Source organism: Nonomuraea sp. NPDC049269, assembly GCF_043197155.1.
Lineage (GTDB): Bacteria > Actinomycetota > Actinomycetes > Streptosporangiales > Streptosporangiaceae > Nonomuraea.
In genome coordinates this window covers 30,559-45,355 of the sequence record NZ_JBICSO010000006.1, presented here as the reverse complement: position 1 = coordinate 45,355, position 14,797 = coordinate 30,559, and the positions used below count along the sequence as shown (strand labels likewise).

The 14,797-nt window shown below is 69.3% G+C and carries 14 protein-coding genes; 9 read left to right on the top strand and 5 right to left on the bottom strand.

What is annotated here, in order from left to right:
* The first annotated feature begins 844 nt into the window (after positions 1-844).
* Positions 845-1,783, top strand: coding sequence for a CoA ester lyase (locus tag ACGFNP_RS32060; protein ID WP_358328746.1), 939 nt, complete (start codon positions 845-847; stop codon positions 1,781-1,783).
* A 30-nt stretch (positions 1,784-1,813) separates the two neighbouring features.
* Here ACGFNP_RS32060 and ACGFNP_RS32055 read toward each other — a convergent pair whose 3' ends face one another.
* Together ACGFNP_RS32055 and ACGFNP_RS32050 are read right to left on the bottom strand one after the other, a co-directional pair.
* Positions 1,814-2,356: a DUF6529 family protein gene (locus ACGFNP_RS32055; protein WP_358328749.1), complete on the bottom strand. Its 543-nt coding sequence runs from the start codon at positions 2,354-2,356 to the stop codon at positions 1,814-1,816.
* Positions 2,353-3,084 carry a hypothetical protein gene (locus ACGFNP_RS32050; RefSeq protein WP_393325148.1) on the bottom strand — a complete coding sequence of 244 codons (732 nt, stop codon included), beginning with the start codon at positions 3,082-3,084 and terminating at the stop codon, positions 2,353-2,355. Before ACGFNP_RS32050 ends, ACGFNP_RS32055 begins: the two co-directional genes overlap by 4 nt.
* A gap of 99 nt (positions 3,085-3,183) precedes the next feature.
* Between ACGFNP_RS32050 and ACGFNP_RS32045 the strand changes: the two genes are divergently transcribed.
* The 3 genes from ACGFNP_RS32045 (at position 3,184) to ACGFNP_RS32035 (ending at position 8,203) form a co-directional block, all read left to right on the top strand.
* Complete coding sequence (locus ACGFNP_RS32045; RefSeq protein WP_358328755.1) at positions 3,184-4,185, top strand: type II CAAX endopeptidase family protein; 1,002 nt, start codon at positions 3,184-3,186, stop codon at positions 4,183-4,185.
* A 303-nt stretch (positions 4,186-4,488) separates the two neighbouring features.
* Positions 4,489-7,203, top strand: a complete 2,715-nt coding sequence (locus ACGFNP_RS32040) for a hypothetical protein (protein WP_393325146.1) — start codon at positions 4,489-4,491, stop codon at positions 7,201-7,203.
* Between the two features lie 259 nt (positions 7,204-7,462).
* Entirely contained in the window at positions 7,463-8,203 is a 741-nt protein-coding gene (locus ACGFNP_RS32035; protein WP_358328761.1) for a class I SAM-dependent methyltransferase, read from the top strand.
* Positions 8,204-8,229: 26 nt separating this feature from the next.
* Here ACGFNP_RS32035 and ACGFNP_RS32030 read toward each other — a convergent pair whose 3' ends face one another.
* Positions 8,230-9,072 carry an SMP-30/gluconolactonase/LRE family protein gene (locus tag ACGFNP_RS32030; RefSeq protein WP_358328764.1) on the bottom strand — a complete coding sequence of 281 codons (843 nt, stop codon included), beginning with the start codon at positions 9,070-9,072 and terminating at the stop codon, positions 8,230-8,232.
* A gap of 272 nt (positions 9,073-9,344) precedes the next feature.
* Here ACGFNP_RS32030 and ACGFNP_RS32025 point away from each other — a divergent pair, with 272 nt between their 5' ends.
* On the top strand, positions 9,345-9,842 hold the full coding sequence (locus ACGFNP_RS32025; protein WP_393325143.1) for a GNAT family N-acetyltransferase: 498 nt from the start codon (positions 9,345-9,347) through the stop codon (positions 9,840-9,842).
* Positions 9,843-9,971: 129 nt separating this feature from the next.
* On the opposite strand, the gene ACGFNP_RS32020 is transcribed toward ACGFNP_RS32025, so the two are convergent.
* Positions 9,972-10,463: a GNAT family N-acetyltransferase gene (locus ACGFNP_RS32020; RefSeq protein WP_393325141.1), complete on the bottom strand. Its 492-nt coding sequence runs from the start codon at positions 10,461-10,463 to the stop codon at positions 9,972-9,974.
* A 124-nt stretch (positions 10,464-10,587) separates the two neighbouring features.
* On the opposite strand from ACGFNP_RS32020, the gene ACGFNP_RS32015 reads away from it, so the two are divergent.
* Positions 10,588-11,892, top strand: coding sequence for an MFS transporter (locus tag ACGFNP_RS32015; RefSeq protein WP_358328773.1), 1,305 nt, complete (start codon positions 10,588-10,590; stop codon positions 11,890-11,892).
* A gap of 9 nt (positions 11,893-11,901) precedes the next feature.
* Here the strand turns inward: ACGFNP_RS32015 and ACGFNP_RS32010 are convergent, their stop codons facing one another.
* Entirely contained in the window at positions 11,902-12,297 is a 396-nt protein-coding gene (locus ACGFNP_RS32010; protein WP_358328776.1) for an NUDIX domain-containing protein, read from the bottom strand.
* Positions 12,298-12,370: 73 nt separating this feature from the next.
* Here ACGFNP_RS32010 and ACGFNP_RS32005 point away from each other — a divergent pair, with 73 nt between their 5' ends.
* The 3 genes from ACGFNP_RS32005 to ACGFNP_RS31995 all read left to right on the top strand — a co-directional run bounded on the left by ACGFNP_RS32005 (position 12,371) and on the right by ACGFNP_RS31995 (position 14,763).
* Positions 12,371-12,997, top strand: a complete 627-nt coding sequence (locus tag ACGFNP_RS32005) for a DUF6758 family protein (RefSeq protein ID WP_358328778.1) — start codon at positions 12,371-12,373, stop codon at positions 12,995-12,997.
* A gap of 64 nt (positions 12,998-13,061) precedes the next feature.
* Positions 13,062-13,772, top strand: coding sequence for an MBL fold metallo-hydrolase (locus ACGFNP_RS32000; RefSeq protein ID WP_358328781.1), 711 nt, complete (start codon positions 13,062-13,064; stop codon positions 13,770-13,772).
* Entirely contained in the window at positions 13,756-14,763 is a 1,008-nt protein-coding gene (locus ACGFNP_RS31995) for a RecB family exonuclease (RefSeq protein ID WP_393325138.1), read from the top strand. Before ACGFNP_RS32000 ends, ACGFNP_RS31995 begins: the two co-directional genes overlap by 17 nt.
* Positions 14,764-14,797: the final 34 nt, after the last annotated feature.

The window sequence follows — 14,797 nt, the reverse complement described above, 5'->3', positions numbered from 1 at the left end:
TGACGCCAACAGAGGATCACGAACAATGGCGCAGCGGGGGCGGGGGACGGACAGCAACCATGCCGCCTCAGCGGAGGACTGACGAACCTAGGTGGATCTGCCCGTAAGAGACCACCAGTCCTTCGGCATCCGATGCCATCTTCCGTGTCAGGAGCGGAACCGCACACAACGTACGGTCCGACTTCCGCAAGATCCTCGATGGTGCCGATCTGGGTGGTAGGGACTGTCCTCGTGAGAGATGCGGCACAGCTTCGTGTCGCTGCTGCCGGACTCCGGCGCTCCTGTTGAGGGCATCTCGTGCCTCGATGCGGAGGTGTGCCGCTGGCAGGGCTCGTCCGCGGGCGTCGTCGCTCAGGTAGTCACCCAGTACGGCCGTGTAGGCAGTCAACTGGCAGCAGCGTGAAGCATCACCAGCAGTTACGGTCCCCGCCACGGAGCGCGATACAGATCCGTTAGGTGCTTATCGCTCACGCATCATCCGGCAGATCGCCCACGGGACCACCGGCAGATCGCCCACGTAACCCAGTTGACCTGCGATAGTGCCCACCTGTGACGGGGTCATCTTCGCCTCCTGTCCGCAATGGGCTTTCGAAGCAGGTGGCCGACTCCGCGAGGTGCGCGGGCGGAGCCCGCGCCAATGAGGCGTCCGAGCGGAGCGAGGGCCTGCAGGGGTCGGGGCTCTGGCCCGACTGGGAGAAGCGTCTGAGCCCAGTGCGCGAAGCGCTTCAAGGGCGAAGGCCTTTGTGTGGGGCGGGCGTCAGATGGTCAAGCCGGTAAATGGGTAACGGGTGGGCGGTAGGCGGGTGGGTGCGACGAGCCACGGGCAGGGCATTAGCGTGTGCACATGCGCTCACGTCGATCTGTTCTCGCTGTCCCAGGTAGCAATCCGAGGTTCCTGGAGAAGGCCCAGACCCTTGCCGTCGATGAGGTGTTCCTCGATCTGGAGGATTCCGTCGCGCCGCTGGCCAAGGATGAGGCCCGTAAGAACGTCGTGACCGCGTTGCGGGAAGGCGACTGGACGGGGAAGACGCGGGTCGTACGCGTGAATGATCTGTCGACGCAGTGGACCTACCGTGACGTGATCGAGGTGGTGGAGGGTGCGGGGGACAAGCTCGACTGCCTGATTCTGCCCAAGGTGCAGGACTCGACCGAGGTCGTCTGGCTCGACACGTTGCTCACCCAGATCGAGAAGACGATGGGGTTGCGGGTGGGGCGGATCGGGATCGAGGCGCAGATCGAGAACGCGCGCGGGCTGGTCAACGTGGATGCCATCGCGGGAGCGTCGAGGCGGCTGGAGGCGCTGGTGTTCGGGCCGGCCGACTTCATGGCGTCGGTGAACATGCGCACGATGGTCGTGGGGGAGCAGCCGCCGGGCTACACCGAGGGCGACGCGTACCACTACATCCTGATGCGCCTGCTCATGGCCGCGCGGATGCATGATCTGCAGGTGATCGACGGGCCTTACCTGCAGATCAAGGACGTCGAGGGCTTCAAGCGGGTGGCCAGGAGGGCGGCGGCGCTCGGGTTCGACGGGAAGTGGGTGCTCCACCCGGCGCAGGTGGAGGCGGCCAATGAGGTGTTCTCGCCGTCGCAGCAGGACTATGACCACGCCGAGCTCATCCTGGAGGCGTACGACTACTACACGACGGTCGAGAAGCGCGGCGCGGTCATGCTGGGGGACGAGATGATCGACGAGGCCTCGCGCAAGATGGCGCTCGTCGTGGCGGCCAAGGGGCGGGCTGCCGGGCTGAGCCGTACGAAGACGTTCAGCCCGGAGGACTAAGGCCTTCAAGCCGTCAAGGCCTTCAAGCCGTCAGACCTTGAAGCCGATCGTGGTGAAGAACCAGAACGATGACGTGAGCCAGAGACAGGTCAGCGCGGTGAACGCGAACCCGCCGAGCACGGGCAGCGTCCAGCCGGGCGTGCCCCGCTTGGGCAGGACCAGCATCTTGGCCGTGAACAGCCCGTAGAAGAAGCAACCGAGCAGCGAGTGGGCGAGCACCCTGGGCACGTCGTACTGCAGCCCCAGGGCGTACAGGCAGTGGAAGGCGACGGGGATGGTCAGCAGGAAGGCCAGCCGGCCCGACCAGCGATGTACGGCCGGCGGGATGGAGATCCCGAGCCTGCCCCACATGGAATATGCGGAGACGACCTGGACGACGGCGAGCACGAACGCGCCCGTCGTCAGCCACACCTTCATCGGCAGCGCCGCGGAGAAACCGGCGGGGCCGACCGCGAAGCCGGTGGGGGTGTGGATACGACCGAAGACGCCGAGGGCGACCGCCACCAGACCGCCGACCAGCAGCGGGACCACTAAGGGAGTGATGCTGGTCGGCTTGTGCGCCGTGGCGGTCATTGCATCTCCTGGATGAAGCCGTCGACGTCCTTCGGGTTGAGGGTGGTGTCGTCATCGAGCGGCACCGGGGAAGTCGGCTGGTAGACGTTCAGTTCGGGGATCCGCAGCTGCTTCTCGTCGGAGAACGCGGCGCCGACCTGTCTGAAGCCGCCCTGCGGTTGCTTCAGTACGATCCAGCCGGCGCGGATCTTGGCGCCTCTCACCTGGGCGGTCGCCCGGTAGAGGCCCGAGGGCTTGACCACCTTGGCCGCGGAGAAGGTCCACTTCTTGCCGCCGACCTTCATCCAGCCGGTGGCCTTGCCGCCGCTCAAGGTGCCGCCGACAGCCGCGGCGCCGAAGCCCTTAAGGGTGATCTTTCCGTCTTTCTCGTTGCCCTTGAACCAGGCTTCGGTCTTGCCGTCACAGAAGTATCCGACGGTCTTGCCGTCGCGCGTGGAGATGGCGATCAGGCCGCCGTTGCCCCGTACGTAGCCTCCGTAGTCCGCCTTGTCGATGGTCTTCGCGGCGGTTTGGGTGGGTTCGGGTTCGGGGGTTGCGGCGGCAGTGGGTTCCGCCGAAGGTTCGGCGGAAGGCTCAGCCGCGGCGGCGGTCTCGGTCGCGGGGGGTTCGTTGGAGGTGGCGGCGGCCGTGTTGTTCGCCGCCGGTGTCGCGGTGATGCTGGCGACACCCAGCCCGACGGCGAGCGCGGCGCCCGCTGTCAGGGTGATGACAGGTCCCAGCCTTGACATGAACTGCTCCCAGGGTCGAAATGCTTACTCCACCGAGCATCCGCTCAAACTAACGGATCGTCTGTGAACTAATGCTCATCTCCCGGACAGAATGTAGAGATGCAGGAAAATCCTGGACCCCAGCTTCCGTACGGAACGCAGCCGCCGGGCCGACCGGCTTACCCCTACCAGCCGCCGCCCGTGCCCGCTCGGGAGCCCTGGTTCCTGCCGATGCCCCAGGGCGCGCGGTACGACCACCTGGCCAGAGTGAGTGACCGCGGCCCGTGGCGGGAGGTCGTCGGGACGATCGTGGTGGCCATCGCGTTCGTCGTCATCGGGGCGGTGGTGCTGTTCGTCGGCGCGGTGCTGGCGACGATCTTCGGCATCCCCGCGCCGCTGCGGCCCGATCAGCTGTTCGGCGATCCGGTGTTCGGGCTGGTCGTGGTGTTGCTCTCGATCGCGGCCGTGCTTCCCGCGGTGTTCGGTACGGTCGCGCTGGTCCAGCGGCGGCGGCCCGGGTCGCTCTCCTCGGTCGCCGGGCGGTTGCGCTGGCCGTGGCTGCTGCGCTGCCTGGTGCTGGCGGTGATCGCCCTGGCGCTCGGGCAGGCCGCCCAGGCCGTCGCGATGATGGTGACCGGGAAGCAGGTCACGGACATGTTCGGCTGGGCCGGGTGGAGCGCGTTCCTGCCCTCGCTGATCGCGATCGCGCTGCTCGTGCCGTTCCAGGCCGCCGCCGAGGAGTACATCTTCCGTGGCTGGATCCTGCAGGCGTTCGGGGCCCATCTGCGGAACCCGATCTGGGGGATCCTGCTCGGTTCGGCGCTGTTCGCGGCCCTGCACGGGTACACGTGGGCCGGGCTCGTCGACGTGTTCAGCTTCGGCGCTCTCATGGGGTGGCTGGCGGTGCGGACCGGGGGGTTGGAGGCGCCGATCGCGCTGCACGTGACGAACAACGTTCTCGCGTTCGGGCTCAGCGCGGCCGCGGGGGAGTTGGACAAGGCGCTACAGCAGGGGGAGGTGCCCTGGCAGGCGCTGGCGGGGACCGTGGTGCAGTTGAGCGTGTTCGCGGTTGGGGTGATGTACCTAGCTAAAAAGCGGTCAGTTGGCACTGTTTCGGGATAAATAGATAGCTGGTGCCAGGAATCTCGCTAGAGAGGTCTCGCCATTCGGGCTCAGTCGTGTTGCTCTGGATCCTGTGAGTGGGCGAGGATTCTGGAGGTGATCATCTCGGCGAGGCCGCCCTGGAACGATCCGGCAAACCTCTACCGGGCTCGTTCGCTCAGTTCGATCGGTACGTACTAGGAGGTGCGACGCGTGGCCTCCGGCCCCAGTGACCCGCCGGGTGACGACCCGCAGCCCGCGAGCGAGCCCCGGATCCGGCACTCCCCGCCGGGTCCCACCGATGATCGGACTCGGGGCTTACCCGTGTCCTCCCCCTGGGGTATGCCGCCCTTCTCCTCCCCCGTCCCCGAGGACGAGCCCCCGGACCCGCCCAAGGGGCGCCGGCCGTACAGCTCCCCGACGGTGGAACCCGTGACGGAGCCGCGCAGCCGCCCCCGCCGGGTCGTGAACCATCCTGACAAGCTGGTGGCCAGTGGCCCGCCCCGCCCCGAGGCCGAGCCTCAGGCCGAGGACGAACCCCGATCCTGGTTCGAGACGGAGGACCAGCCTCAGCACAAGGCCCCGTACAGCACGCCGGACCCCGAGGCACCTCCAGAGGAAGCCGAACAGGAGGAGGAAGGCGAGGTGCGGCGCGTCGGACGCCCGCCCGCCGGACGGCCCACGAGGCCGGACCTGCTCGTCGCGTCGGGCCCGCCCCGGCCGGGCGGCTCCAGTGGCAGGCACCACCGCGGCCCCGCTCCGTCGGCGATCCGCAGGGCGAGTCCGGTACGCCGGCGCAGCCTGGCCGCGCCGACCGCCATACTCCTGGCGCTGGTCCTGCTCGTGGCCGGCGGTGTGCTCGTGTGGCAGTGGCGCTCGTCCGACCAGCCGGGACTGGCGCTGTCCGACGGCACGGAACGCTCGGGAGACGAGCTGTTCACGGTGCCCTCGGCGGGTGACGGCTCCGACCAGAAGCTCAACGACATGACCTCCGTGGGCCGCGCCGTGGTGGCCGTCGGCAGCGACACGACGAGCCCGACGCCGCGGCCGCTGTTCCTGTTCTCGCCGGACAGCGGCAAGACGTGGCAGCTCGGCCAGGTCAGCGGGGCGAGCACCCCGACGGTTCAACGGGTCGTGGGCGGCGCCGGTCGCTGGCTGGCGAGCGGCGGCGACGGGGTGGGCGGCGAGCGCGGCCTGTGGACGAGCACCGACGGGTTCAGCTGGTCGGCCGTGGAGCAGAGCGGCCTGTCGGCGTTCAGGAACGGTGACCTGATCTCCGGCATCGCCAGGACGTCGTCGGGGTTCGTCGCGGTCGGCCGTACGACGCTCGGAAACGGCGGAAGCGGGCCCGCGGCCTGGCACTCTCCGGACGGGCGCGCATGGGAGCGGGTGGACACGAGCGGTCTCGGCGTACGCGAGCTCACCGCGGTCGTGGCCAAGGCCGACACCGTCGTGGCCATCGCCGAGTCCGGCCAGGGCGACGGCTCGCGGGTCGTCAGGTCGAGCGACGGCGGCGCCACCTACCAGGCCACCGCGTTCCAGCTGCCCGAGGCCAGGACCGGGTCGTCGGTGGCCGTACTGCCCAAGCAGTTCGTCCTCGTACCCACCAGGCAGCGTACGATCACCGGCGACGTACGCGTCTACTGCTCGCCGACCGGCGCGCAGTGGGCGCAGTGCGGCTCGATCCGCGGCTTGAGCGGTACGAGCCCCGGCATCGACTCGCTGGTCACCTATCCGTCCGGCATCGCCGCGGTCAGCCAGGCGAACCTCGGCAAGTACTCCATCCTGACCAGCTCCGACGGGCGTGGCTGGGCCAAGCGGACCGACCTCGGGAACCTGCCGGGCGCCACGCTGCGCGGCTTCACGATCTCCGACTCGGGCACCCTGTTCGCGGGCGGCGACCAGGCGACGGCGGACGTCGAGAACCAGCTCGTCCTCATGACCGCGCCCCCGCGCGGCGACGCCACACGCATCCGGCTCGCCGGTGTCGACGGCCTGTCGAGGATCGCCCGCCAGACCACCCGCCTGGCCGGTCATGACGGCCGGTACGTCGCGGTCGGTTCGGCCTCCGGCGACGCGGGCATCTGGACCAGCCTGAACTGGCAGTCCTGGACCTCCATGAGCCTCGGCGGGACGAACCAGCAGATCCTCGACGATGTCGCCTACGGCCGCCGCGGCTGGCTGGCCGTCGGCAGCACCCAGGCGGACACGTCGGTCACCGATCCGCTCCTGGTGTCCTCCGAGGACGGCCGCACCTGGAAGAAGGTGGCCGCCTCCGGCGACCTGGCCCGTACCCAGGACCACCCGTACCTGAGCATGCACGTCGTAGCCGCCGGCGAGGCGGGCTACGTGCTGGCCGGCGAGGACAGGAACGCGGCGGGCATGCCGGGCGCCGCGCTCTGGTTCACGCCTGACCTGCGCAAATTCACCCGGTCGAAGAAGCTGCCGCAGGGCGGCTCCGGTGTGCGCGTGTACGACGTGGCCGCCACGCCGTCCGGATACGTCGCCATCGGCGGCTCGGGCGGCGGCGACCAGGAGAGCGCCGTGGTCTGGTTCTCGGAGGACGGCGTCAACTGGAAGCCCCGCCATCGCCTCTCGCCCCCGGAGGCGAGTTCCGCCGGATTGCGGCAGGTAGTGGCGTACCAGGACAAGATCATCGCGATCGGAACGGCCCAGACGCCCGGCGCGCGCCGCACCTTCGCCGCGGTCTCGGAAGACGACGGTACGACCTGGCGTACGGCGTGGCTGCCTGCTGACCAGGCGGCGGCCGTGTACGACCTCGCGGCGGCGGACCAGGGGCTGGTGGCGGTCGGCTGGCACGGCGCGCCGGGGGAAGGGGACAGCGCGGTCTGGCTGTCCGAGGATGGTCTGACGTGGAACCGGGTGGATCTGACGAAGGGACGGCTGGCGGGGCAGGGGATGCAGTGGCTGGCGGCGGTGACGGTGATGGGGTCGGAGGTGGTGGCGTTGGGACGCTCTACGACCTACAACGCCGACCACATGATTCTCTGGACGTCTTCCCTTTCCTCCGACCGCTGACCTTTTCTGGCCTGATTTCACCGGGTACGGCAAAGGGGGCTCGCTGGGCTCTCCAGATGCCACCTGGACGCCCCTGACGGAGGCGCTGCCGGGCTACGACCGCCTGCCTGGAGGCCTTGCACCCATGGCGGATCCAGGCCGCTCCGCAGCCCTTTCGAGCGGCGCCGGAAACCGCCTCTGACGTGGGCAAACGCGACGTAAAACCGGTAAAATCCAGGGGTCTGGCCGCGTGGGCGGCCGTGCCCTGAGGAGGCTATGCGTGAACCGCGATATCCGTACGGCGGACGACGTTCTCAGCATGCTGGACCGGCTTTTCGCCGCGGATGCCGACCGATGGACACCGAACGCCGCCACCTGGTGGGACACGTTCTACTCCGACCGCTCCACGCAGATCCCCTTCTTCGTGGCCAAGCCGGACGAGAGCCTGGTGTCCTACCTCGAGCGCGGCCTGCTCGCCCCGGGCCGAGCCCTGGACCTTGGCTGTGGACCAGGGCGCAATGCCATCCATCTCGCCTCCCTCGGGTTCGAGGTGGACGCCGTCGATCTGTCCCCGGCCGCTGTCACCTGGGGTGAGGAGCGGGCCCGCGAGGCCGGCGTCGATGTCCGCTTCCACTGCGGCGACATCTTCTCCGTCGAACTGCCGCCCGGCCAGTACGACCTGGTCTACGACTCCGGCTGCCTCCACCATCTGCCGCCGCATCGCCGGGTGAGTTACCTGAGCCTGCTGGACCGGCTCCTCGTCCCCGGCGGTCAGCTCGCCCTCACCTGCTTCGCCGCCGGAGCCATGGGGTCCGAGCTGTCCGACGAGGAGTTCTACCGCCAGGGTCGCTTGGACGGCGGGCTGGCCTATACGCCTGAGGCGCTGCGCTGGATCTTCTCGGACTTCACCGAGGTCGAGTCGCGGCCCATGAAGGAGCAGTCGCCTGACGCGCCGGTCTTCGGCGTTCCCTTCCTGCTGACGGCGTTGTTCCGGCGCCCGGCCGCGCTCACCGACTCGTGATCGCGCCCGGCTGGCCGCGGACGCCTCTACGGCCAGCCGGCGCCGGGCACCTCGACCTCGGCCGAGAGCACCTGGCCGGTGCCGGGCGGCACCATCTCGGGCATGCCGCGCCACTCCGCCGCCACGATGAAGAGCGTCGTGCGGTCCTCGCCGCCGAGTTCGCAGGCGAAGGCGCCGCGGTCGAGGTCGATGGTCCGCACCTTCTCGCCGCCCTCGCGTACGCGGACACACTGCCGGTTGGGCACGTCGGCGTACCAGACGGCGTCCTCGGCATCGACGCAGATCCCGTCAGGGACGCCGTCCCCGAGGTCGGCCCATACCCGGCCGTTCGAGAGACCGCCGTCAGCGCCGATGTCGTACCCCATGAGCCTTTTGCCGTACGAGTCGGCCACGATCAGCGTGGAGTTGTCCCGTGTCACGGCCATCCCGTTCGGAAAGGAGATGCCGTCGGCCACGTCACGTGCCGAACCGTCGGGGCTGACCTGTGTGACGGCCCCCGGAGCGAACGCCGCGCCGCTGAGCATGTCGAAGCCCACGCGGTTGACATAGGTGTTGCCACGGCCGTCGATGACGATGTCGTTCCAGCCGCGCGCGATGCCGGTCAGGTCGGCGTGGGTCGTCAGCGATCCGTCGGGTTCCAGGCGCAGCAGCAGTCCCCGCGCGGAGTCGACGATCACCATCCGCCCATCAGGCTGCCAGGCCGTGCAGAGGGGTATCGAGTCCACCCGGGCGACGACTTCGTGCTTGCCGTCGAGGTCGAGCGCGATCACCTCGTGCGCGGTCCAGTCCGAGAAGTACAGGCGGCCGTCGTGCCAGCGTGGCGACTCGAGCAACCCGAGATCGGTGAGCCAGGTACGCAGTTCGGACATCGAAGACTCCCTTCGCGACGTCTCTGAGCGTGACGTCTATGAGGACGAGTAGCACGCATGCTGCCATTTGTAAGTGACGTAGAAGCCGAGCGGCTCGTTTCGACATCCTCGGCGGAGGTTGCTAACGTCGCGCCTACGCGAGAGGCGCGTGATCGCCGTGTGACGAGGGAGGTTGATGAATATGGCTGCCAGCAGCCGTCATCAGCATGCCCTTGTCCGGCCCGCGCGAAGCTAGCGCGGTCCGGGTCGTACCAAACGACCAGGAGTCACACGTGTCATCTTTCCCCACCGATCTGACCACTGCCCGTCTCATCCTGCGGACGTGGACCGACGGCGAGGTCGCCGCCGTCCTGGACGGCACCCGCCCGGCGCACTGGGCCGCGGACTTCCCCGCCGAAGGCGATCACGTCATCGCCGGCCTCTTCGCCGAGCACCCCGCCTGGCTGGGCGACTATGGCCACCGTCAGGTCATCGAGCGCGAAAGCGGCCTGGTGGTCGGCTCGATCGGCCTGTTCTGGCCGCCGAGCGACGGCACCCTGGAGATCGGGTACGGCATCGTCGCCTCCCGGCGAGGCCGCGGCTACGCCCCCGAGGCCACCCGGGCCCTGGCGGCGTACGCCCTCACCGCGCCAGGCGTGCACACGGTGTGCGCCAACGTGGAACCGTCGAACCCGCCCTCGATCCGCGTCCTGGAGAAGGCTGGTTTCCAGCGGTGGAGCACTGAGGAACAGATCATCCGGTTCCGCGCCATAACCCCGGACCTTTCCTAGCGGTTACATTCGCCGCGCCGAGTGTCGAAGCGGCAGCCGACGGGCTTCGGCACTCGGCGCGGCGTGGTTCGGCCGTCCGCTCGCTGCGGACAAAAATTACAGTTGATCATGGACAATTCCCGCATGCCTCTAAGGGGCCAACTTCTTCGCCAGCACCAGCTCCCGCAGTCCATTCGGCAGCTCGTCGCCGATCTGGTCCGTGTTCTCGAAACCGTTCCGCCGATACAGCGCGATCGCCTTCTCGTTGAACGGCGCGACCGCCAGCTCCAGGACCTCGGCGCCTGCCTCCACGGCCCACGACTCCACGGCTCGGATCAGCCGGTCGGCGACTCCCTGTCCCCGCGCTGCCGGGTTCACCCACATCGAGATCATTTCGGCCACGCCTTCCCGCTCGCCCGGGATCCCGCTGGCCATCCCGACAGGTTTCCCGTCGAGAAGGGCGATCAGGTCCCGTGAGCCGGGAATGCTCAGGCGGGCTCGCCAGCGCTCCTCGCGGTCGCCGTCGCCCTGCCAGTCCGCGAGCGGGACCCCGAACGCGTACGGTGCCTCCTCCAGCGCGACGAGCCGAAGCTCTCGCCAGAGGGCCCAGTCATCCGCCGACAGCTCCTGCAATTCGATCATCCAGGCAGGTTGCCGCCCCGAACGTCCTGATCGCAACCGTATTAAGCGGTCGTTGAAGGTAATTGACACACTTATCAACATCTATGAAGCTTGTCGTCATTCCGGACGGCCGAAAGGGCACCAGATGACGGCGACGGCTCGTGACCCCCAGCACATAGACCCCGCCCGCTCCCGCCGGGCCTTGATCGCCGGTTCGATCGGCAACTTCATCGAGTGGTACGAGTTCGGCGTCTACGGCTATTTCGCCACCATCATCGCCGCCAACTTCTTCACCCCCGCAGGCGCGAGCGACGTGGAAGCGCTCGTCAAGACCTACGCCTCGTTCGCCCTGGCGTTCTTCTTCCGGCCGCTCGGTGCCGCGCTCTTCGGCAGGCTCGGCGACCGGATCGGCCGCAAACCCCTGCTCATCCTGGTCGTTCTGCTCATGTCGGGGGCCACGGCACTGATCGGGGTGCTCCCGACGTACGCCACTCTGGGCGCGGCGGCTCCGTGGTTGCTGACGCTCGTCCGGATCGTGCAGGGGCTGTCGGCCGGAGGGGAGTTCGGCGGGGCGGTTTCGGTCATGACGGAGTTCGCGCCGCGTGGCAGGCGCGGGCTGTACGGGTCGTGGCAGTCGTTCACCGTGGCATTGGGGCTGCTCGGGGGAGCGGGCGCGGCGGCCCTGCTCGCGACCGCGCTGTCTCAGCAGGATCTGACGGACTGGGGATGGCGGGTGCCGTTCCTGCTGGCCCTCCCGCTCGGCCTCGTGGCGCTCTGGCTGCGGTTGCGGCTGGAGGAGACGCCGTCGTTCCAGCGGGTGAGCACGGCGGAGCCGCTCACGAAGCCGACCGCCGGTGAGGTGACCAAGGCGATCGTGCTCGGCATCGGGCGGCTCATGGGCTGGTCGGCCGCCGGGTACACCTTCCTGGTCGTCATGCCCTCCTACCTCCAGACCACGTTGAACGCCACCTTCCAGCAGGCGTTGATCGCCACGGTGCTGGCCAACCTGGGGTTCGCGCTGGCGATCATCCCGGCGGGCGTGCTGAGCGACCGGATCGGCAGGCGGCCGGTGATGCTGGCGGGGGCGATCTCGGTCATCGTGCTCGCCTTCCCCCTGCTGAACCTGCTCCAGGACCCCGGCGCCCCGAGCTGGGCCAAGGGACTGGCCGTGCTGGTGGCCGGGGTCGCGGTCGGTCTGATGGCGGGACCGGGGCCGGCGATGCTGGCGGAGATGTTCCCGACCACGGTTCGCTACACAGGCCTGGGGCTGGCGTACTCGCTGTCGAACGCGGTGTTCTCCGGGTCGGCGGGTCTGATCATCACCGAGCTGATCAAGACGACCAAGGACGTCGACATCCCCGCCTACTACGTGGTGGCGGCCTGCGTCGTGAGCGCCGTGGCGCTGCTGAGCCTCCGGGGCGACGACCATCGCACGGACCTGCGCGCTTGAGGCGGGGCGTCATGCCGGTAGCGCGTCCCAGGCCGTCAGCGCCTCCAGCAGGCCGTCCGTGAGTACGAGCCGTGCCAGGTCGTCCCGGGAACACCAGCGGGCGTCGGCGGCGTCGTCGCCCGCGGCGAGCGTGCCGTCCGTGACGGTGGCGCGGTAGTCGCGGATCTCGTACGTCACGCCGTCCGGCCCGGGGCGGTCCACGGTGCCCACGAGGGGGCCGACCGTGACGAGCAGGCCGGTCTCCTCCAGGACCTCGCGTCGCAGGGCGTCGGCGTCGGTCTCGGCGGGCTCCACCCGGCCGCCCGGGATCGACCACAGGCCCGCGCCCGGCGGGTGACCGCGCTTGATCAGCAGGAGCCGGTCAGAGGCGTCGACGATGATCGCGCCCACGCAATTTACGCGCACACGGTCAAGATTACGACCAGACACCGGATGCGGCCTTGACGCGGCGGTACCCGAGGACGCAGCGTGAGTAGCTGTGAGAGCGGTTCCAACCTGCCCACGGTGTTTTGGTCCGCTTCATGGGCCGAGTGCCTGGTCGAGTGCGTGGCGATGCGATGCGCACGGTGATGTCCTGCCCTACCAGCCGCCCTGGCCGCCGTCCGCCAGAGCGGTCGAGGTGTTGCGGAAGAGCTCGATGGTGCCCGTGTGGCTGCCATGGCCGTTGCCGCCCGGCTGGCTGGTCACCGGCTTCGCGGAAGCGGGCGACGAGCGTACCGGGGGGCGGGCCAGCGTGGTCGCGCTGTGCGGGCCTTCGCTGACCCAGGGGCCCGCCGACCTGCTGGTCATCGCCGAGGAACCCGGCGTCGGGCTGGGCGCCGCGTTCGCCGGGCTGGACGGTCCCGATCCCGGAGAGGGGTTCGACTCCGGGCCGCCGAACGCGAAGATCGGGGTGCTCGGGCACCCGACGGCGCTGTGGTGCGTGAGCGCGGCGGCCGACCGGGCCGTCTACGCCGGCGAGGCGAGGGGCAACTGGCTGTGGACGATCGCCTGGCCCGCCGACGCCGGCTGCCTCATCGGGCTCGCCGAACTGAGCCTCCACGACCTGCGCGATCTCGAGCTCGACCTGCCTTTCGGCGCGTTCTCGCCGAGGCTGGGACACTAGGTACCCGACGAGTCACCGTCAACGCGATTCGCGTCGTCACTCAGACGGACTAGAGTTCGGAGACGTGACAGCGCGTATCGAGCGAGTGGTGAGCGAGGGTGTCGTCGACGTCGACGGCACCGAGCACAAGGTCGAGAACAACATCTGGATCGTCGGCGACGACGAAGAGGTGATCGTGATCGACCCGGCGCGTGACGCCGACAAGATCCTGGAGAAGGTCGGCGAGCGAGAGGTGCTCGCCGTGATCTGCACCCACGGTCTGCCCGACCATGTCGGCGCCGCCATCGAGGTGGCCAGCAGGGACGAGGCGGTGATCGCCCTCCACCCCAAGGACAAGCCGCTCTGGCGGGAGACCTGGACCGAGACCTGGCCCGACATCGACATGGAGGACGACGGCATCTTCGCCGTCGCCGACGTGCGGCTCGATGTCATGGAGACGCCCGGCGTCACGCCCGGCGGGGTCTCGCTCTACTGCGAGGGGCTCGGGGTGGTGTTCACCGGCGAGACGCTGCAGGCCGACGGGCCCGGCAAGATCGGTGGCGAATACCCCGACCTCAACTACCAGCTCAACGCGATCGGCGCGCGGCTGTTCACGCTGCCCGCCGAGACGCGGGTGCTGGCCGCCCACGGCGACGAGGTGACGGTCGGCGACCTGGAGCCGCACTTCGGCGACTGGCAGCTCAGCGAGTCGTCCGACACGGACGAGGGCCCGCTCACCGACGGCACCAAGGCCGCCGGGATCAGGCTCGATCCGGGTGATGGCCGGAGTGTATGACCAGCTTCCGCTGGAAGGGATGCCGCGACGGCTCTATTCGTGCACGCCGTCGCGGCTGAACGCCTGGCTCGACTGCCGCCGCCGCTACCGGTTCACCTACCTGGACCGGCCGCAGCCGTCCAAGGGGCCGGCGTGGGCGCACAACAGCGTCGGGGCCAGCGTGCACAACGCGCTGGCGGCCTGGTGGCGTGAGCCGTACGAGCGGCGGACGCCACTGACGGCGGCCATCCTGCTGACCAACGGGTGGATCACCGAGGGGTTCAGGGACGCGGACCAGTCGGCGCAGTGGCTCGGGCGTGCCCGCGACCTCGTGTCCGGATATGTCGGCACACTGGATTCGTCGGATGATCCGGTCGGCGTCGAGCGTACGGTGGCCACCCGCACCAAGATCATCGCTGTGTCCGGCCGGATCGACCGGCTCGACCGGCGGGGTGACGAGCTGGTGGTGGTCGACTACAAGACCGGGCGGCGGCCTCTCACCCAGGACGACGCGCGGTCCTCGCTCGCGCTGGCCGTCTACGCGATCGCGGCCTCCAGGATGATGCGCACCCCGTGCCACTCGGTCGAGCTGCACCACCTGCCGACCGGCGAGATCATCGAATGGCGCCACACCGAGGAGTCCCTCGCGCGCCACCTGGGACGCGCGGAGGAGGTCGGGGTCGAAGCCGCCACCGCCGACGAGCGCTACCGCGAGGTGATGGGCGCACCGGGTCCCGTACGCGCCCGCTCCTCCGGCGCGGCGAGCCGCCGGACATCGGGTACGACATCTGATCCGGTCCCGGGTACGACCGGAAACGGCGGCTCGGGTGCGACCGGTGGGTTTGCCGGAGAGCGTCCGCACGTCGGGCCCCCGGCCATGTCGCCCGAGCTGGACGAGATGTTTCCCCCCAACCCCGGCCCGCTCTGCGGTTGGTGCGACTTCCGGCGCCACTGCCCCGAGGGCATGGCCGCCGCCCCCGAGCACCGCCCCTGGGACGCCCTGGCCGAATAACGACGGCAACCCGGCCATGACCATGGTTGGACAT

Bases quoted from the DNA above. Each gene is read 5' to 3' on its own strand.
- ACGFNP_RS32060 (WP_358328746.1), top strand. From the start codon at position 845: ATGCGCTCACGTCGATCTGTTCTCGCTGTCCCAGGTAGCAATCCGAGG.
- ACGFNP_RS32055 (WP_358328749.1), bottom strand. From the start codon at position 2,356: ATGACCGCCACGGCGCACAAGCCGACCAGCATCACTCCCTTAGTGGTC.
- ACGFNP_RS32050 (WP_393325148.1), bottom strand. From the start codon at position 3,084: ATGTCAAGGCTGGGACCTGTCATCACCCTGACAGCGGGCGCCGCGCTC.
- ACGFNP_RS32045 (WP_358328755.1), top strand. From the start codon at position 3,184: ATGCAGGAAAATCCTGGACCCCAGCTTCCGTACGGAACGCAGCCGCCG.
- ACGFNP_RS32030 (WP_358328764.1), bottom strand. From the start codon at position 9,072: ATGTCCGAACTGCGTACCTGGCTCACCGATCTCGGGTTGCTCGAGTCG.
- ACGFNP_RS32020 (WP_393325141.1), bottom strand. From the start codon at position 10,463: ATGATCGAATTGCAGGAGCTGTCGGCGGATGACTGGGCCCTCTGGCGA.
- ACGFNP_RS32015 (WP_358328773.1), top strand. From the start codon at position 10,588: ATGACGGCGACGGCTCGTGACCCCCAGCACATAGACCCCGCCCGCTCC.
- ACGFNP_RS31995 (WP_393325138.1), top strand. From the start codon at position 13,756: ATGGCCGGAGTGTATGACCAGCTTCCGCTGGAAGGGATGCCGCGACGG.